Source organism: Pseudomonas sp. Xaverov 259, from assembly GCF_019352915.1.
Classification (GTDB): domain Bacteria; phylum Pseudomonadota; class Gammaproteobacteria; order Pseudomonadales; family Pseudomonadaceae; genus Aquipseudomonas.
Genome location: NZ_JAAAFV010000023.1, coordinates 327,995 through 353,996, shown reverse-complemented (window position 1 = coordinate 353,996; position 26,002 = coordinate 327,995). Strand labels below are relative to the sequence as shown.

The window sequence follows — 26,002 nt, the reverse complement described above, 5'->3', positions numbered from 1 at the left end:
GCCGCTGACACCGGCGTAAACACCCGAGTGGCCGCCAGGCGGTTGTCCAGCAACGTCAGTAACGCCAACGTCTGGTCCGCATCGGCCGAAGCCTGCGTACTAACTTGACCTAACTGCGCCAATTGCTCCAGGCGTTGGTGATTGATCCAATAGCTGTGCATCCAGAGCATGCCCGCCGCACCGATGACCAGCGCTACGGCGCTCGCCCATCCCGCCTGCTGCCAACGGATACGTCGGTGCTCCTCGGTGTGCAGCCCCGCAAGATCGGCCTCGGCGAAAATCACCTGGTTGAACAGACCTTGGGCAAAGCGTTCGTGCCGCTCCCCAGCACTGGTCAAATAGAAACCTCGCAACCCCTGGATGCGCTGATTGCGATGGGCGCAGAACGCCACCTCGATAAACAGGCATAAACGCTCACCGATGCGTGCCAGCTGTGGCGCAAAATCCAGCATCTGGCCACGGCGCTCGACACTGCGCTCCTGATGCAGGCGCTGCACCAGTTCACCACTCAGGCGCTGCAGCAGCGCCTCGAACGCCTGGCGCACCTGCGCCATCGGCACACCCGTGTGGCTGCCAGTGATCAGCTCACCGAGTACGCCCTCCGCGGTGCTGTCCTGCGGCGTATCAAAAAACGCGCTAAAGCCTGAGATGTGGTCAGCATGGGTCAGCACCAGATACACCGGAATATCGATATGCAGCGACTGCTGGATATCTTGTAACCGGGAATGCACATGCCGTGCATGGCGCTCCAGATCATGCTCATTGCTGCCCAGCAGGGTGTCCACCGACAACGTCACCACCAGGCCATTGAGTGGACGTACCCGGCGCCTGGACTTGAGCAGGCCGAGCAATGTCGACCAACCAGCAGCATCGACCTCGCGGTCAGGTTGGCCCAGGTAGCGCCCGGCACTCTCCATCAGCACGCCCTGATCGGCGAAGAACCAATCACAGTAGGCGCTGGCCCCGGGTGATGCTGCTTGAAGTTGATCCGGCGGACGCTGCAAGCCATTCGCCGCCAGCAAAGCGCTCTTGCCACTGCCGCGCTGTCCGATCAACAAGTACCAGGGCAGTTCATTGCGTGAGCGCACGCTGCGCCCCAAATATTGGCGAGATGTTTTCAAGGTGTGCAGCGCGTGCTTGAAACGGCTGCGCACCTGTTTGCGCTCGTCCTCTACCAGAGTCGGATGATGACGGTCGGCTCGGCTTTCGTCGGCTGGGGACCGCACGCTGTGGCGTGCGCCCGTAATGACCATCGCCAGCCCCCAGAGCAGAAACAGCGCGCTGATAGTCACGAGCCGAGCCGTAGCACCCTGCCAGAACCGGTGGTCATCCACCGCCAGCGCAGGCCCGAAAAACCACACCAGGCAGGCGCTGGAAAGCACCAGCAACAAGCTCCATACCCAAACAATGCGCAGCAGGGTGCACACGCCCTTGAAGAATGCGTTCATTCAATGTTCCCAGCGTTACAAGGGCGTCAGAGTCAGTTCCGGCGCCAAAGGTTGAAAGGGTTGCAGCGCTTGGGCTCGCTCCTGCCCTAATACCCAGGCAGCGGCCGAATACATCGTCAGCAAAGCGATCAAGCCCAACGCCACACACCCGCTTGCAGAGAGCGTGCGCAATCGCTTGCGGCGTGCCTGCTCCGGTCGCAAGGCACATGCAGACACCGACACCGGATCGCCACGCACGTGTCTTATCTGGCGATACAAGGCATCACGGACGCCCTCAAGCTGGGTCACACCGCGCTCCATGACCCTGTATTTGCCTTCGAAACCCATCGACAGGCACAGGTACATCAGCTCCAGCATGGCCAGGTGCTTTACGGGGTCGCGAGACAGTCGCTCCAACAGCTGAAAAAACTTTTCGCCGCCAAAGGTTTCGTTGTGAAAACGACTCAGCAGACTGATCTTCGACCAGTCGCTGCGACTCCCCCACGCCGTGGTGACCACCGCTTCATCAACAACGCTGCACAGCACATAACGGGCAGCAATCACCTGAGCGCTTTCCATGCCTTCATGCTGGGCACGGGCTTCGAAGCGTGTGAGGCTTGCGGCCAGGCGGTCATTGAGCGTCTGCAGGTTTTCCCGACCGCTGCTGAGTTTGAGTTCAAGCACCTCGGACAGCAGTTCCCAGGCAGCTGCCACCAGCGGGTTAAGGCCCACGTTGAAACGTTGCGCGCCCTGCACAGCGGCGGCATAGACCATGCGGTCCTCCAACTGCTCAAAACGCGGTGGCGAGGGGAAGTCCGTTACCGGGCGCTGTGCCGGGCCGTGGCCGTTACGGTCCAGCAACACGGTTTTTTCATCCAGCGGGTATTCACAGTCCATGTTCATGATGTTCAATTCCTGATTGCCCAGAAGGTCAGTTCCAACTCACTGAACTCGCCGCCGACATGGAACGCAAACCCACCCGACTGCTCCAGCTGCGCGATATCACGGGCATTGAGTTCGAGCATGAAATAGGTTTTGCCTGCGTGAAAAGGGATCTGGCGTGGCGCCACCGGCAGTGGTTTGACCTTGATGCCCGCCAGGTGCAGGTTGACCAGCTCACGGATGCGCTCTACGGGGCCGATTTTGAGATGGGCCGGCAAGCGATGGCGCAGTTCTTCCGAATCACATTGAGCCGCGACCGCCAGGATGAATGTCGCGCTGCCCAGCAACTTGAGATCAGCCACCGGGCAGACCATCACTCCATACTGGCGCTGTTGCAGTACCAGCTCGAGGGCATGCTGCTCAAAGACCATCGACAGCACCGTGCGCAGGCCTGCCATCAACCCACGAAAACTGGCGCCCTGGTCGCCATGCAGGTAGCGCACCTGCTGGGTGGCGCGCTTGCTGTCACTGGCAAACGTCGCCAGTTCCCCCAGTATCGACAGCATTTCGCGGAACAACGCCTCTGAGCGCACCTGCGCCTGAGCCAGGTAATGACGCAATACCGGCTCGGCCCGATTGATCAGTTGCAGCATCAGAAAGTCCGCAACCTGCGCACCTGCCGTGGCGCCATTGCCGCCAATCCGCTCAGCAATCGCATCCCCCCGACTGGCGAGCAGGCTGATCACTTCTTTGAGACAGGACGAAACGAACCCCGAGCCCTGCACATAAATAAACGTCGGGGCAAAATCAGGTTCCATTCGAAGCCCCTCTTGCGCAGAGCATTCCAGTATCTGGGCAAGCTTGAGCTTCACGTAGGCCTCATCACCCGGCTGCTCACCCAGCAACAGGCGCAAATCCGGGCGTGCGCAACGGATCTGGCAACGCGCATCCCGGCCTGCATTGGAGTCGGCCACTTCAACGTCACAGGCGATGTAGCGCGCCAAGACATCCGGCGCCTCCTGCGTACGGGTTTCAACCTGATTGCCGGTCGCCATCGGCAACGCCAGGTACACCGATTGTCTGCCTGCGTTGGCCGGCACCTCCAGTACCAGTGGCGCCATGGTGGAGGTCAACTCGAAAAGACTGCCGTCCGGCAAAATGCCACTGGCTTGATTGACCACCAGCTTGCCCAGGTTCAGGTACTGCAGATCGATGTCCAGGCTCAGGAAACCCCAGGCATCACTGGCCAACAAGCGGGTTCGGTTGAGCTGCTGGTGGTAATAACGATCGTTATGTTGCAAGTGCTCGGGGCGCAGCAACATCCCTTCCTGCCAGATGACTTTATGAACCTGCATATCAGTTCTCCACCAGGCCGGCGAGTGGGTCGGCAGCCCGGATACCCGACTGGTCAAGCACCAGGTGCGCTCGCGTCACTTGCTGTGGCATAAGCGGCAGCACCCATCGCCATTGCACATTGGGCAAATCGCGGTACGCCGCAATGATGCCCACGTAACGGCTTTGCGGTTCGTTCCTGAGCTTGAGGGCCACCTGCTCGCCGGGACGCAACTCCAGCTCCTCGCCGCTCACCCAGTCTTTGGGCAGCGCCTGCTCGGCATGCTCATAAAGCGTGAAAAAATCCGCGTGTTCGAATGCAACGGGATGCTTGAGTTCAAACAGCTGCACCACCACCGGCGAGGGACGCCCATGCAGGTCGGGGTTCACTTCTTCACTGGCGCTCAGCATCAGGTCCAGCTTGGTCAATGTGGAAAAGGGTGACAGGCTGCAACCACCCAGCAGCCCCAATACAACCATAAGAAGCAGGGCGACACGGGTCATGGGCATCCTCCTGGATGTGTGGCAAATAACGCTGAGGCCAGGCGTACCTGCTCCTCATAGGCCTTGGCAAAGTCGCCGCGCAACAGGTCCGTGCTCAATGCATCTTCTTCGACCAACCGCTGATAGCGGCGCTGGTAGGCCCGCCAATGCGCCCCGTCGGCAAAGAACCTCGGCACCTTGGCATCGCGCTCAAAAGTGGCCAGCAGATGGCCGGGGGCAAACGTCGCCAACGAGGTGCGCACCGCCGTGCGGCACGCAACGAGCAGCGCGACCTGATGCACTTGCATTTGTCGGTATACCTGCGTAATGGCCGCTTCAGCGCTGGGTTGCGCCAACTCACCCGTGCCCAGCAACGACACCAACGCAGCGTCAACGCCCAGGCTGTCTTGCAACGCGTTCGGGCGCTTGATCGAGGTACTCGCGTCCAGACCCAGTTCGTTGCGCAGTTCGTCGTGAGTGCGCAGGTTCCGTTGCAACCCATCAATCGCGTGCCTGAGCAAACCCGCAGCCCTGATCGCCAACGCCTCGCGGCCAGCGCAATCAAGCGCCTGCACATTGACGCCCAACGCCTTGGCGAACTGCGCCCAGATCGCTTCGTCGGCCTCGGGCGCCGGCGATTCAGGCAAGACCGGCTCGACCCTCTCCCCCAGAGGAGCTACCTGTGCAGGCAACGCCAGGTGATCGCGTTCAACACCGTCTCCATACAGCCAGGCACCCGATGCCTCTTGCGTGTCGTTCAAGGCGTCCAACTCGCACGACAGTGCCCCATGCACCGACTGGTGATCCAATGCGTGAACGGGGTCCAGGCCCAGGTAAGCGTCTTCGGGTATCAACCCGCCGTCGGCGGACAATGGCGGGCGATGCGATGCCGCGCGCTCAATCAGCCGCGCACGGATAGCAAACGGCCCCAACTGGAAAACATCACCCTCCAGAATCAACCGTGCCTGGCCCTTTTGCAGCGACTTGCCACTGCCCACCTCGCGGATACCGTTACTGCTGATATCCGTCAGGAAATAACGTGCGTCGCGGTAACCGATCAACCCGTGGTGACTGGAAAGTAAGCGACTGGGGTCAGGGATAATCCAGTCGCAACCGGCTCCACGACCGACCACGCCGCCCATGCCATCGAACACCTTGCGCGCTGGCGGCTCACCGCCCGCGCCATCACACACCTCAAGCACTAATTGCATGAAAGGGCTCCCTTTTCATTGGCCGCGACGGGTCGCTTGGGGATCACCCAAAGGACGATAGTCAGCATCATCAAACACGTAATTGGCGCTGCAGCCGCTCAGCAAACACAACACAAGCACCACGGCTCGCCATGGACGATCAGGCATCGGGGTTCTCCCAGGTAGATAAAACAAGCGGGGCATCGCAGAGCCCATGAGCACGCCAGCGTGAATACGCCATTCAGCCTTCCCCTCGAGACGCGCCCATGGGGATATTCAACCGCGCCAGCCGGTACAGCAGCGTGCGACGTGCAACCCCAAGTTCACGCGCAGTGCGCGTTCGATTGCCACGGTTCTTGTGCAGGCAATCGATCAGAAAAACCCGCTCCACCCGCTCCAGGCGCTGACGCAGGGTTGCCTCGACGCTCGCACCTGCAGGTGCCGAGGACAGCGACAGATGCGCAGGCAAAATCACCCCGTCGTCACACAGCAGCACCGCACGTTCCACCAGGCATTTGAGCTCACGCACATTGCCGGGGAAGGCGTGACCCGAAAGCTGATCAAGCGCAGCACTGGACCAGCTGACCAGCGGTTTTTCGAGTGCAGCGCAAACCTTTTCAGCAAAGTGCCGGGCAAGCAGCAGCACATCACCGTCGCGCTCACGCAATGCCGGTAATTGGATAGGGAACTGTGCCAATCGGTAATAGAGGTCCTCGCGAAAAGTCCCCTGGCTGACCATTGCCAGCAGGTCGCGATGGGTGGCGGCGATGATTCGCACGTCGACCTTATGGGCGGTATTGGCGCCCAGGGGGCGCACCTCACCTTCTTGCAAAACCCTCAGCAGCTTTGCCTGCAGGGCAAGCGGCATATCGCCAATCTCATCCAGCAACAGTGTGCCGCCGTCGGCTGCGTCAAACAGCCCTGCATAGTTGCGCTCCGCGCCGGTAAAAGCACCTTTGCGGTAACCGAACAGCTCACTTTCCAGCAAGCCCTCAGGAAAGGCTGCGCAGTTTTGCACTACAAACGCCTGCTTACTGCGCGGGCCGGCGGCGTGAATGGCACGCGCCACAACCTCTTTGCCAGTGCCTGTTTCACCGTGCAGCAGCACGGTAAAAGGCGCCTGCACAACCTTGCCGATCAGTAGGCAGGTCGCCGCCATCGCCGTACTGTTGCCGATCAAACCGTAGGCGCCGGTGACGGGTGTACCGCACTGGGCAACAGCAGTGAGGCGCCCAGGATGGGCAAGCCGACGCAGGGTTAATTGGCCAAGGGCAAAGCTACCCAGTTGGCCCAGCGACACCGCGTAGCGCTGCAATTGCGCCGGGCGCAGGCTGGCACACAGCAGGACGCCGCACACCGCCTTGCTCTGATTGAACAGAGGCAGGCATGACAGCGAGTGCCAAGGCGTTGCCGTCGCGGGTAGAAAACGACTGTCATAAGCGCTGTTGCACAGCTCATCAATGGTCAACGCACTCCGCTGCTCGAGGGCGTACTGCAACAACTGCTGATGCTGAGCATCGATGCTTTGCGCCAGTACGTCTGTTGGTTCCCCTTCAGGGAAGTGGTGAGCGATCAGCCGCAACTGGCCGGTCGTTTCATCCCGGGCGTAGAGTTGGCACAGGTCGCACTGGCTCAACTGCGCAGCAGCCGTGACGCAAAGGCTCGCCAACGTCGATTGCTCACGCTCGAACCCCAGGCGGCTGAACCAGCCCAGCAGTTGGTCGGCATAGGTCAGCGGATCAGGCAACGGGTTGAATGGGCTGTGCGTCATTGGCTGAACTCACACACCGGCACACCGCGGCCATCCAGTGTCGCGTGGGTGGCCTTGAGGGATTCGCCAACGGCCATCGCACTGAGCAGACGGTCAACGATCTGCGGCAGCAAATGGGATTCGATCCATTGGTCGATATAACGCGCGCCACTGTCCTGGTGCAGACAGCGTTCGACCATGTGCGCAACCAATTCGGCGCTGTAGCTGAACACCAGTTCGCGCGCGTGCAAGCGCTGTCCAAGGCGCGTCAGCTTGAGCCTTGCCACGTCATGCAAGCGTTCGCCAGCAAGCGGGTAATACGGCACGACACGCATGCGGGCGAGCAGAGCCGGCTTGAAGTGAGCGCGCAATACGGGACGGATCACTTCCTCCAGGGTCGCAGCGTCGGGGCGTTGGCCATCGGCGCACAGTGCGGTGATGCAATCGCTGCCCAGGTTGGACGTCATCAGGATCAGCGTATTACGAAAGTCAATTTCGCGGCCTTCACCGTCATTGGCCAAGCCTTTGTCAAAGACCTGGTAGAACAGGTTCAATACCTCTGGATCGGCCTTCTCGATTTCATCGAGCAACACCACTGAATAAGGTCGCTGGCGCACGGCCTCGGTCAGCACCCCGCCCTCGCCGTAACCAACGTAACCGGGAGGCGCTCCGATCAATCGGGACAGGGAGTGTTGCTCCTGGTACTCCGACATATTCAGCGTGATCACAAAGCGCTCGCCGCCGTACAGCAAGTCCGCCAGCGCCAAGGCCGTCTCGGTCTTGCCGACCCCGCTTGGGCCGGCGAGCAAAAATACGCCCACCGGGGCGTCAGGGTTATTGAGGCCCGCAGCCACCGCCCTCAGGTTGCGATCGAGCGCCTGCACCGCCGGTTCTTGCCCAATAATGCGCCTGCGCAAAGCATCGGCAAAACCCAGGACGCGCTCACTGTGTTCCAAGGCCAGTTGCTCAACCGGGATCCCTGTCCAGCCGCTGATTACCTGGGCGACCACCCGTGGGCATACCTCCTGGTGGGCTTGCTGCTGTTCACGCTGCATCCAGCGCTGCTCGGCTTGCTGGCGCTCAAGCTCAAGGGTGTCCAGCCGCCGGGCGAGTGCTTGCAACGCCGGTTGGTCAACGGTCAAGCCTGCTGCAACATCCCGCTCAAGCGCCACACGCTGTCGAACGCCCTCAGCCAATTCAGCGCACAGCTGTTGCAACGCCTCAGGCGCCGCCGTCAGGCTTATCCGCACTTGCGCACAGGCGGTGTCCAATACGTCAACGGCCTTGTCCGGCAGTTGCCGTCCTGCCAGGTAACGAGCGCTCAACTGCGCTGCCGCGACGACCGCATCGTCACGTATGTAGACGCGATGGCTGGCTTCATACACCGGCACCAACCCACGTAGAATCGAGACTGCTGCCGCCACACTCGGCTCGCCGACCTTCACCGGCTGGAAGCGCCGTGCCAATGCCGGGTCTTTTTCGATGTATTTTTTGTATTCGGACCAGGTCGTGGCTGCGATCGTGCGCAATTGACCACGCGCCAGGGCGGGCTTGAGCAAATTGGCGGCATCGCCTCCCCCTGCCTGCCCGCCTGCGCCCACCAGGGTATGCGCCTCGTCAATAAACAGGATCACGGGCTGTGGTGAGGCGTTAACCTCGTCGATCACACCTTTGAGCCGCCGTTCGAACTCGCCCTTGATACTGGCACCGGCCTGCAACAAGCCCATGTCCAAGGTCAGTATGCGTACGCCTTTGAGTGGTTCGGGCACTTGTGAGGCCACCACCTGCAACGCCAGCCCTTCGACGATGGCGGTCTTGCCCACACCCGCGTCACCCACCAGAATCGGGTTGTTCTTGCGCCGACGCACGAGGATATCGATCAATTGACGGATCTGCGCATCTCGACACAGGACCGGGTCGATACGCCCCTCGCGAGCCTGACGCGTCAGGTCATGGGTAAAGCGCTCAAGCAGTGATTCCTCTTGTCGCAACGGGCGGGTATCGGAGCCCTGGCTCAACAAAAAGTCACGCACACGCTGCGCGTCCAAACGACTCAATAGTCGCTGATAAGCACTGCCCGCGTGTTGCAGCGGATGACGTAGAAGTGCCAACAATAAAGCACCTGCACCTACCTCTACCTGCCCCAGTTCAAGGTGGGCAACCATTAACGCTTGTTGCAACCACTGCACGAGTGCCGGGGCGAACACCGGGCTGCGCGATGCACCTTGCTCGCCTTTTAGCTGCAGCATGGCCTGAAGCTCACCGGGAGCGATTTCGGCATCCGCCAGCGCCCTGACCAAAGGGCCGTCATGGTGCTCCAGCAGTGTCAGCAGCAGGTCCTCAACCAACACTTCCTTGCCGCCGCGCGTTACACAGCGCTCGGCGGACCGCGTCAAGTCAAGGCGCGTCTGCGGCGTCAAGGTCCGGATCAGTTGTTGCAGGTCTACATTCATCATAATCATCAGTCCCTAATCAGAGTGGCTGGCCAGAGTGACCACACCGTCGGCACGCTCGTACCCCAACCAACTGGTCCAACCGAGACGACACACGTTGCGCTCGCCAATATGCAGCGGCCGCACTTCACCCTCGGCCAGTACCAGGCGCACGTCATAGTCCAGTGGCGTGCGCAGCATCAGGCGAACCAGCGAGCACAGCGGTTTGCAGGCGCTGCCGGCAGGTAAAAACGCGTGGAATAGCTGCCAGCTCAAGCCCTCGACATGCACCCTGAACTTGCCGTTGCGATCGGCAACCTGATGCCCCAGCAGCAGGTCTTCGCCAAGCACGTGGTTGGCCGCACCGAGTTGGTTGCGTTGTTGTTGGCCGATGACCACCGTGCGTTCAACCCATTGCTCAATGAACACACTGCTGTGGTTGAAGTAATGACGCAGGACCGTTTCGATCAAGGTTGCCGAGTGCGCGCGCAGGCTCAGCAACCCCAGGTACGGCAACAATCGCTTACAGTCCAATTGCGCCGCGTCACGAATCTGGGGGCTGCCCAGCCCGACCAGCGCGAACATCTGCGCGGAAAAAGCGTCACTGGCGTCGCTGCGAAAACACGCTCGATAGCGGTATTTGCGCCAGATCGGCAACATCAACCTTTGCAGGCGGTGATGAAATACGTCCAGAAAGCCACGGCTGACGCTGCCATTCGCCTGCTCTTGATAAAACCCAGGCAATGGCGAACCGGAGCCAAACAGGCCAAGCACGTTAAGACGCAGGCGCGCCCGTAACTGTCCGTGTTCGACAAAAAAAGCCACCCGGTCGATGTCGTGCCCAGGGAACCCCAGGCTTGGGTTGGCCTGAAACTCAAGCAGGTCATAGAGCGCGTCGTCATCCAGCAAGGGATGGCTGTCGCGCAGGCGCTCGATTACCTGCAGTACCGCCTGAAATAACGAATACTCACGAATTGAGCGTGATAGAGCAGTCAAAGCAGGGCCTGCCGACCCATCCGGGGTGGCCATAGATACACGTCTCCTTGTGTGCTGGTGACCCGCAGTTCGTGATACGAATTGAGGCCGGCGTATAAAGCGAAAAACTCATTGAGTGCCGAAGCGAAGACAAACAGGTCGCCTTGGCCGGTAAAGCCGTTGGCGTCAATGCTCAAGTCGACCTGTAGGCCGCGTATTGGCAGCCCACGATGTATTCGGTCGACGGCTTGATGCTTGATGGACTTCAACGCATCCAACCTGCGCTGACTGACGTTGTGTGCCTGTCGATCGTGATAGCGCGGCAAGTCGTAGGTTTCGAGGATGACTTTCAAGGCGCCGGTATCGGTCAACGAGAGGTAGTTGAGCGACATGTTGCTGATCAGCTTCCAGAGAAAGTCCTGGTCCAGAGGCGGAGCAAAGCTCGCCGTCGGCGCACAGATATTGCGAAACGTCAGGAATTCCGGGGTTTGCTCGCAGGGCTGATTGATCTCCCCAATCTGCAACAGTCGTGGCAGGTTGTGGTTGGTGCAGGTCAATTCAACCGAGAGGGTTTCCTGCTCATTGCCTGGGCCGGTGCCGAAACTCAACCACGTATCCAGTTCAGCACTTTGCACCGACGAGCGCTGACGAATGCTGTAGCTGGGCGTGCGCGCCGACGTGGCATTGCCACTGCCATGCTCAAAGGATTCGAACGGCACGTATGCCTGGTAGCCCAGACCACCCGGGCGCCATCCGGTCACTTGGTCCACGGAAAACACAGCGGCACTGCCCCGCGCTATACCACCCGGCAGCAGCAGGTACTCATCCTGCTTGCCATCCAGACGAATGGGCACTGCGTCATGCTTGAACAGGTTGGCAATCGGCGTGCAATACAGTTTTACGTTGTCCAGAGTGGGGCGATGCGTCGCATGCGCGTGGTGGTTTAACTTGAAACGCAGCTCTACACTCCTGGCCTGCTTGAGCAGTTCATTGGGCAACGCCTGTAACGCATCCAGCCCCAGTACATCGACAAACAGATACTTGTCCGTGAACGCAAAATATTCCTGCAGGTGGCGATAACCGCCAAAGGTGTTGGCCGGATAGGGAATCAGCGCATGCTCCTCATCGAACCCCACCGGTTTTACTTGGCTGGCAGCCAGCCGCAGCGACAACGGCTGGCCGTCGCGATCGTTGATCACCAGCCCCTCGTGGTCAAAGAGCCGTAACTCGATGCCTTCCAGATGACGCAGCAGGCTCAGGTACAAGCCTTGGCTCACCTGTCGATCACCTGCAAGATGCAAGCGCAATTGATCGAATGCCAACTGACTCAAATTGCCCTCGACGCTCATCTCCATGCGCAGGTTGAGCAGCGTTTGTGCGCCCTGGGGCAAGTACGCCAGGTGGCTCAGTTGCAACGCCAGCACCTGTGTGGCATAGCAGGTACGAAAGCGGCAGCGCTCACCGTTGACCAATACGCTTTCAACCGGCGTGTCGCGCTCTACGCTTACCGTGGTACACGCATGTTTCAAGGGGTCAAACTGCAAGATGCTGAAGGCCGGCAGTGGCCGCATATAGTTGGGCCACAACAGATGCATCAATGAGTGAGTCAGTTCTGGCAGCTCGTCGGCCAGCTTCTGGCGCAGGCGCCCGGTCAGGAAGGCAAAGCCTTCCAATAGACGCTCTACATCCGGGTCCTGGCCTGAGTCGGCGAGAAACGGTGCCAAGGCTGGATTGCGTTCGGCAAAACGCCGTCCCAGTTGGCGCAAGGCACTGAGTTCACTTTGGTAAAAGTGGTTAAAGGACATCAGGCAGCACCTCAACCCGACCACCACCGGCCAACTGCGCGTTAAAAACCACCGGCTGCATAACGCCATCAATCAGCAGTGTTGCCTCAATCACAAACGCCAGGACCAAAGGGTTGCCGGTATCGGGTAAGCCCCTGACACGTACATTCGACAGACGTGGTTCGTACACCTGAATGAACCGTTCAATCGACAGGCGCGACTGGCTCAATGACTCATGCAGGCTCAAGCGCATGTCGTTGAGGTCGGGCAGCCCGTAGTCAGGCAGCGTCAAGACACTGCCTGCACGTGTGCTGAGCATTTTCTCCAAGTGCGCGGCAATCGACGCCACGCTCCCGGCCCTGGCGGGTGCCAGGCCTTCGAGGCGCTCAAAAAGGCTGCGATGATCGGGTATCCCCTGCCCCTTTCTCATTCTTTGTCGAGTTTGCCGACGAGGGACAGGGTGAAGTCCGCGCCCATGTACTTGAAGTGCGGCCGTACACTGAGGTTGACGCGGTACCAGCCAGGTTCGCCCTCGACATCACTGACCACGATGCGGGCGGCCCGCAATGGGCGCCGCCCGCGCACTTCGGCGCTGGGGTTTTCCTGGTCGGCAACGTATTGGCGGATCCATTTGTTGAGCTCCAGTTCCAGGTCGGTACGCTCCTTCCATGAACCCAACTGCTCGCGCTGCAACACCTTTAGGTAATGGGCCAGCCGATTGACCACCATCATGTAGGGCAGCTGTGTGCCCAGCCGGTAGTTCAACTCCGCTTCCTTGCCCTCGGCACTGTTGCCGAAATATTTGGGTTTCTGTACCGAGCTGGCGGAAAAGAACGCCGCGTTATCACTGCCTTTGCGCATGGTCAGGGCAATAAAGCCTTCCTGCGCAAGCTCATACTCGCGACGGTCAGAGACCAGCACTTCGGTCGGGATCTTGGTTTCAATTTCCCCCATGCTCTGGAAGTGATGCAGGGGCAGGTCTTCGACCGCACCACCGCTTTGCGGACCGATGATGTTCGGGCACCAGCGAAAACGGGCAAAACTGTCCGTCAGCCGGGTTGCAAAGGCAAACGCGGTATTGCCCCACAAATAGTGTTCGTGGCTGTTAACCACGTTTTCCTGGTAGGCAAATGTCTTGACCGGGCACTCAAGGGGGTCGTAAGGGGTACGCAACAGGAACCGCGGCACGGTCAAGCCGATGTATCGGGCATCTTCGCTCTGACGAAAGCTTTGCCATTTGGCAAACTGAGGCCCCTCAAAATGATCCTTGAGGTCCTTCATGTCAGGCAAACCGGTAAAGCTTTCCAAACCGAAAAAGCCCGGCCCAGCGGCGGCAATAAACGGTGCATGGGCCATGCAGGCAACACTGGAAACGTATTGCATCAGCTTCACATCCGGCGCGCTGGGCACAAGGAAGTAGTTGGCGATGATGGCGCCCACGGGCTGGCCGCCGAACTGACCATACTCGGCACTGTAAATGTGCTTGTAGAGCCCCGACTGAGTTATTTCCGGGGAGTCTTCGAAATCTTCCAGCAGGTCCTGCCGTGAGACGTTCAGCAGTTCAATCTTGATGTTCTCGCGAAAATTCGTGCGGTCGACAAGCAGTTGCAGCCCTCTCCAGGCGGCCTCAAGTGCCTGGAAATCCGGGTGATGAAGAATTTCATCCATTTGCTCGCTGAGCTTCATGTCGATCTCGGCGATCATTCGATCGACCAGACGCTTCTTGACCGGTTCGCCGCGGTTGTGCGGCTTGACAAGCTCCTCGATAAACGCCGAAACACCGCGTTTGGCAATGCTGTAGGCCTCGTCATCCGCGCTAAGCAGTGTCTGGGCAACGATGGTGTCCAGAATGCTGTGCTCGTCAGCCATTCGGGTGGGTAGCGGTTGCTGCTGGGTCGTCATGGCATCAGTGTCCTTTACTGAAAGTGTCAGGCTGTGGGGTCACTCAACCCCAATTCGGTCAATACCCGGGCGCGGGAGTCGTCATCCGCCAGCGCCTGTTCGATCGCCTTGCGAAAGCTCGGCGTGTTACCCAACGGCCCCTTGAGGGCCATCAGCGCTTCACGCAACGCCATGAGTTTTTGCAGCTCCGGGATCTGCTCGACCAGGTTCGCCGGGGTGAAATCCTTCATCGAGTTGACCCGTACCTGGATCGACAACGCTTCGATATCAGGCTGTTCCTGCAGGCGATTAGGCACGCTCAGCGACAACTCCAGTGCCTGTTTGGCCATCACGTCATCGAAGGTGTTCTTGTCGATACCGATGGGCTTGCGGTCTTCGAGCTTGCGGGGGTCTTCGCGCTGGGCGAAGTCGCCCAGCACCAGCAACTTCAGCGGTAGCTCGACTTCTTCCTGGGCGCCCCCTACGGCGGGCTTGAAGGTGATATTGATACGTTCCTTGGGCGCTACCGAACCTTCTTTGGCCACGGTAAATCTCCTTTTTTCGAGGGGTTCAAAAACCTATTCAAGTACCGCTTCAACATCGAAGTGGCAGAGTCTTCGGTGGGTCGTTTCCTTACGCTCGCGTACGGCCTGGCTTTGCGGCAAAAGCTCGCAACAGCGATACAAAAGCTGTGCAACCTGCAGTGCCAGTTCCGGCTCCCAACGATCCAGGCCGGCGTGCTGAAGCTCATGGTCCAATCCTTCCAGCTGCACCATCGCCAGCGCTTGCTTGCCTGCCGATACGCACAACCGCGCCAATGCCAGCCGCCAATGAAAACGCGCGCGCTCGCTGCGTGCGGTGTGCATGCCCTGCTTGAGTTCGTGTATTGCCTCCTTGAGCCCGTCCTTGCGCAGTCTGGGCATGACCTCTTGCAAGGCCACCTCCCAGGGTTCGGCGTTGGCGTCAACAACCACGTCGGACGGCGCAGGCAGCTGCAAGTGTCGAGCGACCTGAAGCGTGATCCAGTCCCGGGTGGCGGTATCGGCAAACGGCGCACCATCGTGAAACCTGAATTCGGGCAGGTCTGGCAAGCGTTGCAGTAACAGCGCGAAGCTGACTTCCAGTTCGGTCATGGCCAGATTGGCCTGCAAGGCCTCAAGGCATTCCCAAACCATACGCAAGCCGTCAAACCAGAACAGCGCACTCGCCAGGCTGGCCTCCAATTCGAGCAACAGTTCACCGTAGTGCCCTTGGGCAAAACGTTCCCGGTAGCGCTTGAGCTTGTCGGGCGTCGGGCCACGAAGCACCGTGAGCCGCTCACTGTCAGCGTCCGGGTAGCTGTGGAGTGCCAGCCAGGTCAGTGTCCGGTTAAGGCGCAAGGCACGCAGGTCGGTCACATCCTGGCGCAGCCACCAGTTGCATAAGTGCCGGCCTTGTTCCTGTAACGTGCGCAGTGACTTGTGGGCCTCTTTTTCGCTGGCAATCGCCTGGTTGCCGGTGTTGTCGTGACCTGCTGCCGGTTCGGCGCTCAGCAACCGCGTCGCCGCCTGCTTGACCTGGGCGATTACGCCCGCCGCAGCTGCTTCTGGCAGCTCTGCTTGTGCGGCTTGCTCCAACCGCTGCGTCAACTGCCTGCGCAGCGGCACCAACAGCGGCGCCTCATCGCCCAAGTGCGCAGACCAGAGCCGATCAAGGTGTACCAGATGCTCCAGCACGCAGCGAAATAATGGCTGCTGATCGTTGAGCGAAAAGCTTTGTGCAAATACCTGTTCCAGGCGCAGCGCCAACCAGCCCAGTGCTGCGGCACGGGTGCGCAATTTTTGCGGATAGACAACCGCCCACTGGTGCTCGCACAAATGACGCAACAACCCGAGGCCCGCCACCAGCCCTGGCCAAGATTCACGCTGGTACAACGCCCACGTCAACCAGGCGGCCACCCGCAGATCCTTGGTGTGCTGACGCAGCAGGCTCTCGCTGATTTGCACGACGGCCTGCCAGTCCGGCTGGGTGCTGACATGAATCGATTGCAACTTGCCAAGTTCGGCCTCCAAGGCTTCATATTCACTTGAAAAGCGCATATCACTGCCTGCAAAGTTACCTTGCGAACAGGGCACTAAGGCAAGTTCAAGATAATAACCACACAAAGCGCCTGAATAATCCATTTTGGGCCGCACACCAAATAAAAAATAATTAAATCCCATGCACCTGAATCATACTGAGGCGCAAAAAAACACGATTATAAAAACCTCGTAACGCCTATAAAAACCTCGTAACCCCCTCCACGAAGTTCGTAAACACTAGCCTTGCAAATGACATCCAGCAAGTGCCCACCTCGCACTTAAGGATTTTCCTACAAACCCCATGATTATTGGCGTGCGCACTGTTTTGCGCAGCGAAACCAGCTCAATATGTTTAATTACTCTGCCCCTTCAATAAATGCACGCAACAACAAGATGAGCAAATTAATGCGCACTTCTGCGCAAATACTTTCATTAAAAACCCATTAAAACGACTACCCACTTTTCAAAAACAAGCCCAACAACAAGCGCACCCCTTGTTTTTACTGGGCTTGTTAATTTCAGGCACGCTTCTTGTTATAGGAACTTGCCCAGCCGGCACAACTGCCGCTAGGCACTACTTCAACCATCAGGCAAGGAAACCCGTCATGCCAACACCCGCATACCTTTCGATCACCGGTGTCAAACAAGGACTGATTACGGCAGGCACTTTTACCCAGGACTCAGTAGGCAATATTTATCAGGAGGGCCACGAAGACCAGATTCTGGTCCAGGCTTTTTCGCATCAGGTGATCATCCCCCGTGACCCGCAATCCGGTCAGCCAACCGGGCAGAGGGTTCACAAACCGTTGATGATCAGCAAGGTCTTCGATAAATCATCGCCCCTGCTGTTCAGCGCGCTGACCAGTGGCGAAGAAGTCAAATGCCAGTTGCAATGGTTCCGTACGTCCTCGGCCGGCACCCAGGAGCACTATTTCACCATCGAGCTTGAAGGTGCGACCATCGTGGATATCCAGTCACGCATGCCCAACTGCCAGGCGCCTGAAAACGCGCACTTCACGCATTTGGAAGATGTGCATTTCACCTATCGCAAGATCATTTGGACCCACGAAGTGGCAGGTACTTCCGGCTCGGACGATTGGCGGAGCCCGGTCGCCGGCTAACCCTGGGCGACGCAGAAACGGCGGCCATGGACGGCACCGTTTCTGCGCGCTTGCTATACCATTGCTGGCTACACCATTGCCAGTGGATGCTTGCGTTTGGGTGCGCCGAACACCCGGTCAATCGCATCCAGATCGTGCTCATCCAGCACCAGTTTCGCGGCGTTTGCGTTAAGCCGCACATGCTCGGGACTCACCGCCTTGGGGATCGCAATCACACCCTCCTGGCGCAATACCCAGGCCAGCGCGATCTGTGCGGGTGTGGCCTCATGTCGGTGGGCAATTTGCTTGAGCGTCGGGCTGGCCAGCAGTTCGCCGCCCTGGGCGATCGGGCAGTACGCCATCAGTGGCAAATGGTGCTGTTGCCACCATGGCAACAGGTCGAATTCGATACCCCGCTCTTCGATGTTGTAGAGCACCTGGTTGGTAGCACAGGCGGGGGCTGCAAGTTCCTGCAGGTCGGCGACGTCAAAGTTGGAAACACCCCAACGGCCGATCTTGCCTGCCTCGCGCAGACGTTCGAAGGCTTCGACGGTTTCTTCGAGCGGATACTGGCCGCGCCAGTGCAGCAGGTACAGGTCGATATAATCGGTGCCGAGGCGCTGAAGGCTGGCTTCACAGGCACGCGGCACGCCCTTGTGGCTGGCATTGTGAGGGTAGATTTTACTGACCAGGAACACCTGGTCGCGCTTGCCACGAATGGCCTCGCCTACCACCTTTTCGGCGCCACCTTCGCCGTACATTTCAGCGGTGTCGATCAGGCTCATGCCTTCGTCGATACCCAATTGTAACGCGGCGACTTCGGCTTTGTGCTGGTCCGGTTTTTCACCCATGCGCCAGGTGCCTTGGCCGATGACAGGCACGGGAACACCGGCCAGATCAATGGTACGCATAACAACCTCCTGATGAGTTGGCGAATTAACAGTGTGGCACTGACCGGACAAAAGGGTTCAATCGAAGTATGGTTAGCCTTTACCCAATCGCCAGGCAGGACCTGTAATGCTGTTTGTTGTGATGCTCGGGGGCAAGCACCCACGGGCCAAAATCGAAGTTCACGATGTGGTGTTCGCAGTGGCGGACACGCTGCAAGCCACCTACGCGCAGTTGCGTGACGGCTGGTTCGGCAGCCCCAAAGGCATGCATATCGACGCCTGGATGGCGGTTGATGGCGTAGACGGCTGGAAGGTCGAACTCAGCCAAATGGCGCCGCCTGCCGGTGCTCATCACCTGTACTTCATCAACCTGGGGGGTTATGAAGCCAGCGTGTTTGGCGAGGCCCACCATTATTTACTGGTGGTGGCTCGCGACAAACAGGAAGCCAAGCGCAAGGGCCAGCAGCAGCTATTGCAGCACTGGTCGCAGGCCCATACCGATGGCGTAATGGATATTGACGACTGCTTGCCTATCGATCTGGTGGACGGGCGCTATGTTCACCTGGTGCAGGGCGCGCACCAGCCGATCATCCAGCAGAACGACTACATCACCCTGCCCTGAGCCTTTAGGTGCAGGGCTGCAAGGTTTTGCCAAACAAGCGATTGCCGTGGGTTTCGCCCTGGAAGGTATAGGTCGGCGAGCCCAGCACCGCATAACCACGTCGAGGGTAAAAACCCAACGCGCGTTCGTTGCCCACCCACACGGTTGCCCACAATAAAGACGCGGCGCCCAGGGCCGCGCGCTGTTCTGCTGCCTGTAGCAACCGATAGCCAATTCCCAGGTCGGTAAATCGCTCCTGGATGTAGAGGCGCTGTAACTCGGCGGCATCCGGTGCTGTGATCATCGAATGAGTGGCGTGGAGTTGGATCTGGGCAAAGCCAACAATGTGGCCGTTCGACTCAGCCACCACCAGCGAAAGGCCTGGTTGTGCCATCAGGTGGGCGATGGTCTGCGGCGCAAAGGCTTGCAACGCCTCATTGGCAATCGAGGCACGGATGCCTTGGGTGGCATAAGTGTCGAGGAACACCTGCATACCGAGCACGCCAATGCATAAAGCGTCCTCGGCAACGGCATCGCGAACAGTAAAGGGTAGCGTGTTGATAACAGACATTGAGTCTCCGTACTCAGGGGGTGCAAGGATCAACGTTTTACCACGAATACAGGCGACAGCAATTGCCTCTGCCGATGGGCCGCAGTAGGGTTTACGCCTCACCCAATCTGCCGGAGCCCGCCATGAGCTTTTTTTCCGACCCCGATGCGGTCGCCCGCTACGCCGAAGGCCCTGTGCGCCTGGTGCCGGGCTTCGACGGCCTGCAACGCATGACCACCCTGCTGCTGCGTGAAGCGGTTCCTGCTACCGGCAACGTGTTGGTATTGGGCGCCGGGGGCGGCCTGGAACTTAAACGTTTTGCCGACGCCGAACCAGGCTGGCGCTTTGCAGGCGTCGACCCATCGGCCGAGATGCTGAAGTTGGCGCAGGCGGCACTCGGCCCATTAAATGAGCGCGTGCAGTTGCATGAGGGTTATATCGACACCGCGCCATTGGGTCCCTTTGACGGCGCCACTTGCCTGCTGACCTTGCACTTCATTCCAGAGCAGGAACGCCTGCAAACCCTCAAGGCTCTGTGGCAACGCTTGCTACCCGGTGCACCGCTGATCGTGGCGCACCACAGTTTCCCCCAGGCACCGCAGGAGAAAAGCCGCTGGTTGAAACGTTACGCCGCGTTTGCGGTGGACTCGGGCGTGCCGGCCGAGGATGCCGAGCGCGCGATTACTGCAATCAGCACCAAACTGCCGGTACTGTCACCTGAGCAAGATGCTGCCTTGATGGTTAAAGCCGGGTTCGAAGGCGTGGAGCTGTTCTACGCCGGCTTCAGTTTTAAAGGATGGGTCGGCTACAAACCGCGCTAGCGCTTACCAACTACCGGATGCCCCACCGCCGCCACTGGAACCACCGCCTCCGGACGAACTGCTGCTTGAGCTGCTGCTTGAACTGGAGCTTGAGCCAGAGCCGCCACCCGAACCCGAACCCGAACCCGAACCCGAACCACCATCGGAAATGCTCTGCAAAAACACAATAAACGCCACCACCGAAGCGGCGGGTATGGCGATGATCCAGCCTTGATAACCGTGCCCCAACAGCAACCCGACTGCCACATACACCGCTACCACCGCCAACACGCGCACGAGGAAGAAACGCGGGCTATTTTTCCAGGATTGGTGGATAACGAAAAACAGCCCCACGTACAACGCCAGCACCAACGCACTGCCAAACGGCCACACCAGCCAATGGACGAAGTTGACGGCGACGAAGTGGTCCACCACCAGCAGCCCGACCACATAGGCCAGTATCCCAATCACGCAGTAAAACACTGTGCGTGCCAGCCACAAGGCGCCGAAAGTCGCGCCGCCAATCAGCAGGGTCAGCGGCAATACCAGCAGGTACATCGGCCAGTCGCGCCCGCCCCCATACAGCGTCAACGTTACCGTAACCGCCACGGTGGCGATTAACGCCCGGCGCCAAGGCAGCTTGCCGGCGGCGATCAGCACACCGCCGACACCGCCCAGGATAAACGCCAACAACACTGCAATGGCCTGCGGGTTAACCTCTGGCCCAACCGGCTTGGGCAGGTCGCCGCCGTCTACCAGTACGCCCAGGTCATCGACGGCTTGTTGAATCCCTCCTGCATAGTCGCCCTGGCGAAATGCCGGGGTGATGTGCTCTTCGATGATGCGGTGGGCCAACAGGTCGGTAACCGTGCCTTCCAGGCCGTAACCCACCTCGATACGCACTGTGTGGTCGTTCTTGGCCACCACCAGCAGGATGCCGTCATTGACGTCCTTGCGCCCCAGTTTCCAGGCACGGAACAGCTGGTTGGCAAAGTCCTCGATGGTTGCGCCACCGGTGGTAGGCACCAGCAGCACGGCCACCTGGGCGCCTTTGCGTTGTTCGAGGGCGGTGAGTTGCGACTTCAAGCGCTCGGTTGTGCCGCTATCCAGCGTATTGGTGAGGTCGATCACCCGCTGGTCGAGGGCGACTTTGATCGGCGAAGTGTCCGCCTGGGCGCTGGCCAACAGACTGATTAATACCAAGGCCAGCAGACTCAAGACGGATTGGCGCAGAAACAGCCGCATGCTTTGTTACCTGAAGTTTCTTCGAGGAGGCGTCGACTTTACCTTATAGACGCATAACGCGTGACCCCACGCCCGCGACTATCTAAACTGCCCACACATATAGCAATGCGCCATAACTGAGAACCCCATGAACCTAAAGCACCGCAACAACGTCAGTGTGATGGGCAACGGCACGGCGACTTTGGTGTTCTCCCACGGTTTTGGCTGTAACCAGGCCATGTGGAATTATCTGGCGCCGCCCTTTGCCGAGCGTTTTCGCGTCGTGATGTATGACCTGGTGGGCGCCGGCCTGTCGGACCTCAGCGCATTCGACAAGAGCAAATATGCTGCATTGGATGGCTACGCCCGTGACTTGAACGAGATTATCGACGCTTTCGCCAGCGGCCCGGTGATCCTGGTCAGCCATTCGGTCAGCGCGATGATCGCCACCCTGGCCGACCGCTTGGCGCCAGGCCGTATCGCCGCCCATGTCATGATCGGCCCTTCGCCGCGCTACATCGATGACGCGGGCTATGTCGGCGGTTTCAAGCGCAGCGATATCGATGACCTGCTCGACACCCTCGACAGCAACTACCTCGGCTGGTCCAGCACCATGGCCCCCGTAATAATGGGCGCGCCAGGGCAACCGGCGTTGAGTGCCGAACTCAGCGACAGTTTCTGCCGCACAGAACCGGATATCGCCAAGCAATTTGCGCGGGTGACCTTTATGTCGGATAACCGCAAAGACGTAATCGGCCTGACCACGCCGGTGCTGATCCTGCAATCACGCGACGACCTGATTGCGCCAGTGGTGGTGGGTGAATACCTGCACAGCGTGCTGCCCAACAGCACCTATTGCCTGGTCGATAACGTCGGCCATTGCCCGCATATGAGCGCACCTCTGGCCTGCACGATGGCGATGGACAACTTCCTGGCGCCGTGGGCCGTGGCCCATGTCGGCTGACCTGTTCGACAGCGCCGCCTGTGCCCTGGCCATCACGGCCGAAGACGGCACGATCCTGCGCGCCAACGCCATGTTCGGCGAATGGCTGGGGCTGAGCAGCGCCGAGCTGTGCGGGCGGCGCTTCCAGGATTTACTGACCATGGGCGGACGAATATTCCACCAGACCCACCTGGCGCCGATGCTGCGCATGCGCGGCAGCGTGAGCGAGGTCAAACTCGACCTGGTGCACCACGATGGGCACAAAGTGACCGTGCTGCTCAACGCCAGCGCCCGCGAACAGGCCGGCGCGGTCGTGCATGACCTGGCGTTGTTCGGTACCACCGACCGCGACAAGTACGAGCGCGAGCTGCTCAATGCACGCAAGCTCGCCGAAGCCTTGTTGCAGGAACGAACCAGCACCGAGTTGGCGCTGCAACAGGCCCAGGCCGAGCTGAGCGAAGCCTACGCCATTGCCCAGCGCCGCGCGTTGTTTGCCGAGCAAATGGTGGCGATCGTCAGCCATGACCTGAAAAACCCGCTGACCGCCATCCGCATGGCCACGGACATGCTCGCGCGCAACGAACGTACGCCCAAGGAGCGCCAGTTACTGGGCCATATCGGCCAGTCCTCCGAGCGCGCCCAGCGCATGATTGCCGACCTGCTGGATTTCACCCAGGCCCGGGTTGGCCACGGGATCAGCATCAAGACCACACCCCTGGACTTGCACAGCGTGATCCAGCACGCCGTGGATGAACTGCGCATGGCCTTCCCCAAGGCCACGTTGAAGCACCAGGCCGAAGGCATAGGCCAGGCGTGCCTGGACGCCGACCGGGTGCAGCAGATCATTGGTAACCTGGTGGCCAACAGTGTGGCCTACGGCGACTTGCTCCTGCCCATCACCATCACCTCACGCCTGGGCGAAGGTGGCTGCGAGGTGGCGGTGCATAACCACGGTGCCGCGATCCCGCAAACGCTGATCGCCGGGCTGTTCGAGCCCATGACGCGAGGCACCGACCAGGGCAGCGAGGTGCGCAGCGTGGGGTTGGGCCTGTATATCGTGCGTGAGCTGGCCAAGGCCCACGGTGGCGACGTGGCGGTGAGTTCCTGCGCCACTGAGGGCACGACCTTTACCGTGACGCTTTAGTACAGGTACGCGATGCCCTGCATGACCGGCTCGACACGGCCGGTCAACACCACACCGCCCTGCCCGTCCCACTGCACAGTGACCGTGCCACCGTCGCACTGCACCTCAACCGTGGCGTCCAGCAACCCGCGCCGAATCCCATTGACCACTGCGCCGCAGCAGCAGGAACCGGACCCCAGCGGCACACCCCCGCCGCGCTCCCAGATACGCAAGCGGAGGTGGCTGCGGTCCAGCACCTGCACAAAATGCACATTAGTGTTGGCCGGGAACAGCGGATGGGTTTCCAGCGCCGGGCCCACGGCAGCCACGTCGATGGCGTTGATGTCGTCGACAAAATATGTGCAGTGCGGGTTACCCATGCTGCAAGCGGCGGGCGCGCCATCGATGGGCAAGGTGCGGGTGTCGAGCGCTTCGGCCAGCGGCACGGCAGACCAATCCAGCGAGGGCGCGCCCATGTTCACCGACACTTGTTGCCCGGCGGCTCGCACGCACGTCAGCAAGCCTCGGTCCGTGCGCAATACGACGGTGTCGCGGCCGGTCTCATGCATCAAACGGTCAGCCACGCCACGGGTGGCGCTGCCGCAGGTTTGCAGCGGGGTACCGTTGGGGTTCCAGAACTTGATGCGGGCCAGGGCATCTTCGCAGTCGAGCACCACGGCCAGTTGGTTGAAACCGATACCGGTGTGGCGGTTGCCCAGGCTCCGGGCGACCTGTGCAGTGATCGGGTCGTCCAGGCCACGGCGGTCGATGATGATGAAATCGTCACCGTTGGCATGCATCTTCACAAAGGGCAAGGTCATGGGCGGTCCTCGGTCGAGATCAGCCTGCAAGCATACGGGAGTTTCATCCAAGCCGTTTCAGCCGCGTGCTAGCGTTGGCGCATCCTCACCTGGCAGAGCTGTTCATGAACAAAACCACCTTCGCCTTTACCTTGCTGCTGGGCGCGTTGCCCTCGATGACCATGGCTGCAAGCCTCTGCCAGCCTGCGGCTACAAACCCTGCAGCCAACGCCCTGCTGGCCGCCGCCCAACGGCATTTGGCCGACCAGCCTGCGCCGTTGCCCCATGTGCACACCGAAGGCACTCTGCCAAAGCATGGCATTCGCGAGCAAAGCCTGGTTGCCGAAAAGGACTGGCCGCTGATGCGCCAGGCGGCGCTGGCCTGGCGCATCAGCGGTGACCCGCGTTATCTCAAGCAAGTCGATGACTACCTCGCCGCGTGGGCCGATGTCTACCAGCCGGACTTCAACCCCATCGACGAAACCAACCTGGATATGCTGATCACGGCCTATGCGCTGACCGCCGACCACTTGCGCCTGGAAACCCGCGCAGCCAGCCGCCGCCTGATCAGCAACCTGGGCAATGGCTACCTCGCGCATATCGAACAATTCCACGGGCAGAAAAAAGGCACCCAGACCAATAACTGGCAGAGCCACCGCGTCAAGTTGGTGACCCTGGCCGCCGCCGCACTCAACGACCAGGCCATGCTTGAACAGGCTCATCAGCTGTTTAAACAGCAAGTCGCCGACAATATCCTGCCCGACGGCTCGGTCATCGACTTCCTGGACCGTGACGCCCTGCATTACGTGGTCTACGACCTCGAGCCGCTAGTGCAGGCCGCACTGGCGGCCAAGGCCTACGGCGGCGACTGGCTTAGCCTCAAGAGCAATGGTGCGTCGCTGGGCGCCGCCCTCGACTGGCTGGTGCCTTACGCCACTGGGCAACGCAGCCACCAGGAATTCGTGCACACCCATGTGCAATTCGACAAAGACCGCGCCAAAGTTGGCGAAGCCGGTTACAGCGGCACCTGGGATGCCAACAGCAGCGCGACGCTGTTCTGGCTGGCGGCGCAACTGGATAAACGCTACCTGCCCGTAGCCACACAACTGGCGGCCCACCCGGCCGATTGGATCAGCGCCTGCTATTTGAAGTAAGCGCGGCTAGACTGGCCGGGCGCCCTATTCAAAGGATTGACCATGCTTATTGTATTCAGCGGCCTGCCCGGCACCGGCAAGACCACGATTGCCAGCGAACTGGCGCGTCGGATAAACGCGGTTTACCTGCGTATTGATGTGATTGAGCAGGCGCTTCGTGATGCAAACGTACTGGCCGGCGATGTGGGCGCCAGCGGTTATGGCGTGGCGAATGCGCTGGCATTGAGTAATTTGCGATTGGGGCAGACGGTGATTGCCGACTGTGTGAACCCGGTGAAGGAAAGTCGGGAGGCATGGCAGGCTGTGGCGGCGACAGCGGGTGTCGAGCTGCTTGATATTGAAGTGGTTTGCTCTGACCTGCGGGAACATCAGCGCCGAGTGGAAAGCCGCACGGGCGATATTAGCGGGCTGGTACCGCCCACTTGGCAGTCGGTATTGGCGCATGAATATGAGGCATGGGCTGCGACTCCACTGACTGTCGACACTGCACGTGCGACAGCTGCCGAGGCCGTCGAAGTGATCCTGGCACACATCAACCCTGTGGCGAGCAGGCTTGTTTTGGAATGAGAGCCTACTGTGGCGAGCGGCTTGTTGTGGCGAGCAGGCTTGCCCTGCGCTGGG

General features: G+C 60.0%; 25 protein-coding genes. 7 read left to right on the top strand and 18 right to left on the bottom strand.

Annotated elements, in window-relative coordinates:
- From K0H48_RS30690 to tssA, 14 genes are all read right to left on the bottom strand, one after another.
- The coding region (locus K0H48_RS30690) for a type VI secretion protein IcmF/TssM N-terminal domain-containing protein (protein WP_307877362.1) at window positions 1-1,448 on the bottom strand (1,448 nt) is incomplete at its 3' end.
- A gap of 15 nt (window positions 1,449-1,463) precedes the next feature.
- Window positions 1,464-2,330, bottom strand: coding sequence for a type IVB secretion system protein IcmH/DotU (gene icmH, locus K0H48_RS08785; protein ID WP_219267163.1), 867 nt, complete (start codon window positions 2,328-2,330; stop codon window positions 1,464-1,466).
- Window positions 2,331-2,335: 5 nt separating this feature from the next.
- A complete protein-coding gene (gene tssK, locus K0H48_RS08780; protein WP_219267162.1) occupies window positions 2,336-3,664 on the bottom strand; it encodes a type VI secretion system baseplate subunit TssK in 1,329 nt (442 codons plus the stop codon).
- Between the two features lies 1 nt (window position 3,665).
- On the bottom strand, window positions 3,666-4,145 hold the full coding sequence (tssJ, locus tag K0H48_RS08775) for a type VI secretion system lipoprotein TssJ (protein WP_219267161.1): 480 nt from the start codon (window positions 4,143-4,145) through the stop codon (window positions 3,666-3,668).
- On the bottom strand, window positions 4,142-5,335 hold the full coding sequence (gene tagH, locus K0H48_RS08770; RefSeq protein WP_219267160.1) for a type VI secretion system-associated FHA domain protein TagH: 1,194 nt from the start codon (window positions 5,333-5,335) through the stop codon (window positions 4,142-4,144). The genes tssJ and tagH overlap by 4 nt, the downstream gene beginning before the upstream one ends.
- 15 nt (window positions 5,336-5,350) lie before the next feature.
- Entirely contained in the window at window positions 5,351-5,482 is a 132-nt protein-coding gene (locus tag K0H48_RS30685) for a type VI secretion protein (RefSeq protein WP_138815911.1), read from the bottom strand.
- Window positions 5,483-5,555: 73 nt separating this feature from the next.
- The gene (locus K0H48_RS08765) at window positions 5,556-7,085 is read right to left on the bottom strand and encodes a sigma-54-dependent Fis family transcriptional regulator (protein WP_219267159.1); all 1,530 of its coding nucleotides are present in this window, start codon (window positions 7,083-7,085) and stop codon (window positions 5,556-5,558) included.
- Window positions 7,082-9,520 (bottom strand): AAA family ATPase, encoded by a 2,439-nt coding sequence (locus tag K0H48_RS08760; RefSeq protein ID WP_219267158.1) that lies wholly within the window; start codon window positions 9,518-9,520, stop codon window positions 7,082-7,084. Before K0H48_RS08760 ends, K0H48_RS08765 begins: the two co-directional genes overlap by 4 nt.
- 12 nt (window positions 9,521-9,532) lie before the next feature.
- The gene (tssG, locus tag K0H48_RS08755) at window positions 9,533-10,525 is read right to left on the bottom strand and encodes a type VI secretion system baseplate subunit TssG (RefSeq protein ID WP_219267157.1); all 993 of its coding nucleotides are present in this window, start codon (window positions 10,523-10,525) and stop codon (window positions 9,533-9,535) included.
- Window positions 10,489-12,276, bottom strand: a complete 1,788-nt coding sequence (tssF, locus tag K0H48_RS08750; protein WP_219267156.1) for a type VI secretion system baseplate subunit TssF — start codon at window positions 12,274-12,276, stop codon at window positions 10,489-10,491. The genes tssG and tssF overlap by 37 nt, the downstream gene beginning before the upstream one ends.
- Entirely contained in the window at window positions 12,266-12,667 is a 402-nt protein-coding gene (gene tssE, locus K0H48_RS08745; RefSeq protein ID WP_219267177.1) for a type VI secretion system baseplate subunit TssE, read from the bottom strand. The genes tssF and tssE overlap by 11 nt, the downstream gene beginning before the upstream one ends.
- Before the next feature lie 14 nt (window positions 12,668-12,681).
- Window positions 12,682-14,157 carry a type VI secretion system contractile sheath large subunit gene (gene tssC / locus K0H48_RS08740; protein ID WP_219267155.1) on the bottom strand — a complete coding sequence of 492 codons (1,476 nt, stop codon included), beginning with the start codon at window positions 14,155-14,157 and terminating at the stop codon, window positions 12,682-12,684.
- Window positions 14,158-14,183: 26 nt separating this feature from the next.
- Window positions 14,184-14,681: a type VI secretion system contractile sheath small subunit gene (tssB, locus tag K0H48_RS08735; RefSeq protein ID WP_219267154.1), complete on the bottom strand. Its 498-nt coding sequence runs from the start codon at window positions 14,679-14,681 to the stop codon at window positions 14,184-14,186.
- Window positions 14,682-14,714: 33 nt separating this feature from the next.
- Entirely contained in the window at window positions 14,715-16,298 is a 1,584-nt protein-coding gene (gene tssA / locus K0H48_RS08730; RefSeq protein WP_219267153.1) for a type VI secretion system protein TssA, read from the bottom strand.
- 503 nt (window positions 16,299-16,801) lie between these two features.
- Between tssA and K0H48_RS08725 the strand changes: the two genes are divergently transcribed.
- Window positions 16,802-17,317 carry an Hcp family type VI secretion system effector gene (locus K0H48_RS08725; RefSeq protein WP_017136833.1) on the top strand — a complete coding sequence of 172 codons (516 nt, stop codon included), beginning with the start codon at window positions 16,802-16,804 and terminating at the stop codon, window positions 17,315-17,317.
- Window positions 17,318-17,385: 68 nt separating this feature from the next.
- Here the strand turns inward: K0H48_RS08725 and K0H48_RS08720 are convergent, their stop codons facing one another.
- Complete coding sequence (locus K0H48_RS08720; protein ID WP_219267152.1) at window positions 17,386-18,207, bottom strand: aldo/keto reductase; 822 nt, start codon at window positions 18,205-18,207, stop codon at window positions 17,386-17,388.
- 106 nt (window positions 18,208-18,313) lie between these two features.
- On the opposite strand from K0H48_RS08720, the gene K0H48_RS08715 reads away from it, so the two are divergent.
- Window positions 18,314-18,808, top strand: a complete 495-nt coding sequence (locus K0H48_RS08715) for a DUF1543 domain-containing protein (RefSeq protein ID WP_219267151.1) — start codon at window positions 18,314-18,316, stop codon at window positions 18,806-18,808.
- A gap of 4 nt (window positions 18,809-18,812) precedes the next feature.
- Here K0H48_RS08715 and K0H48_RS08710 read toward each other — a convergent pair whose 3' ends face one another.
- Window positions 18,813-19,358 (bottom strand): GNAT family N-acetyltransferase, encoded by a 546-nt coding sequence (locus tag K0H48_RS08710; RefSeq protein ID WP_219267150.1) that lies wholly within the window; start codon window positions 19,356-19,358, stop codon window positions 18,813-18,815.
- A 122-nt stretch (window positions 19,359-19,480) separates the two neighbouring features.
- On the opposite strand from K0H48_RS08710, the gene K0H48_RS08705 reads away from it, so the two are divergent.
- Window positions 19,481-20,158 carry a class I SAM-dependent methyltransferase gene (locus tag K0H48_RS08705; RefSeq protein ID WP_219267149.1) on the top strand — a complete coding sequence of 226 codons (678 nt, stop codon included), beginning with the start codon at window positions 19,481-19,483 and terminating at the stop codon, window positions 20,156-20,158.
- Between the two features lie 3 nt (window positions 20,159-20,161).
- On the opposite strand, the gene K0H48_RS08700 is transcribed toward K0H48_RS08705, so the two are convergent.
- On the bottom strand, window positions 20,162-21,382 hold the full coding sequence (locus tag K0H48_RS08700) for a YgcG family protein (RefSeq protein ID WP_219267148.1): 1,221 nt from the start codon (window positions 21,380-21,382) through the stop codon (window positions 20,162-20,164).
- Window positions 21,383-21,509: 127 nt separating this feature from the next.
- Between K0H48_RS08700 and K0H48_RS08695 the strand changes: the two genes are divergently transcribed.
- The gene (locus K0H48_RS08695) at window positions 21,510-22,325 is read left to right on the top strand and encodes an alpha/beta fold hydrolase (RefSeq protein ID WP_219267147.1); all 816 of its coding nucleotides are present in this window, start codon (window positions 21,510-21,512) and stop codon (window positions 22,323-22,325) included.
- Window positions 22,315-23,448 (top strand): PAS domain-containing sensor histidine kinase, encoded by a 1,134-nt coding sequence (locus tag K0H48_RS08690; protein ID WP_219267146.1) that lies wholly within the window; start codon window positions 22,315-22,317, stop codon window positions 23,446-23,448. Before K0H48_RS08695 ends, K0H48_RS08690 begins: the two co-directional genes overlap by 11 nt.
- On the opposite strand, the gene dapF is transcribed toward K0H48_RS08690, so the two are convergent.
- Window positions 23,445-24,248 (bottom strand): diaminopimelate epimerase, encoded by an 804-nt coding sequence (gene dapF / locus K0H48_RS08685; protein WP_219267145.1) that lies wholly within the window; start codon window positions 24,246-24,248, stop codon window positions 23,445-23,447. The genes K0H48_RS08690 and dapF overlap by 4 nt on opposite strands.
- Before the next feature lie 104 nt (window positions 24,249-24,352).
- On the opposite strand from dapF, the gene K0H48_RS08680 reads away from it, so the two are divergent.
- A complete protein-coding gene (locus K0H48_RS08680) occupies window positions 24,353-25,381 on the top strand; it encodes an alginate lyase family protein (protein ID WP_219267144.1) in 1,029 nt (342 codons plus the stop codon).
- A gap of 42 nt (window positions 25,382-25,423) precedes the next feature.
- Window positions 25,424-25,948 (top strand): AAA family ATPase, encoded by a 525-nt coding sequence (locus tag K0H48_RS08675; protein ID WP_219267143.1) that lies wholly within the window; start codon window positions 25,424-25,426, stop codon window positions 25,946-25,948.
- Window positions 25,949-26,002 lie beyond the last annotated feature (54 nt).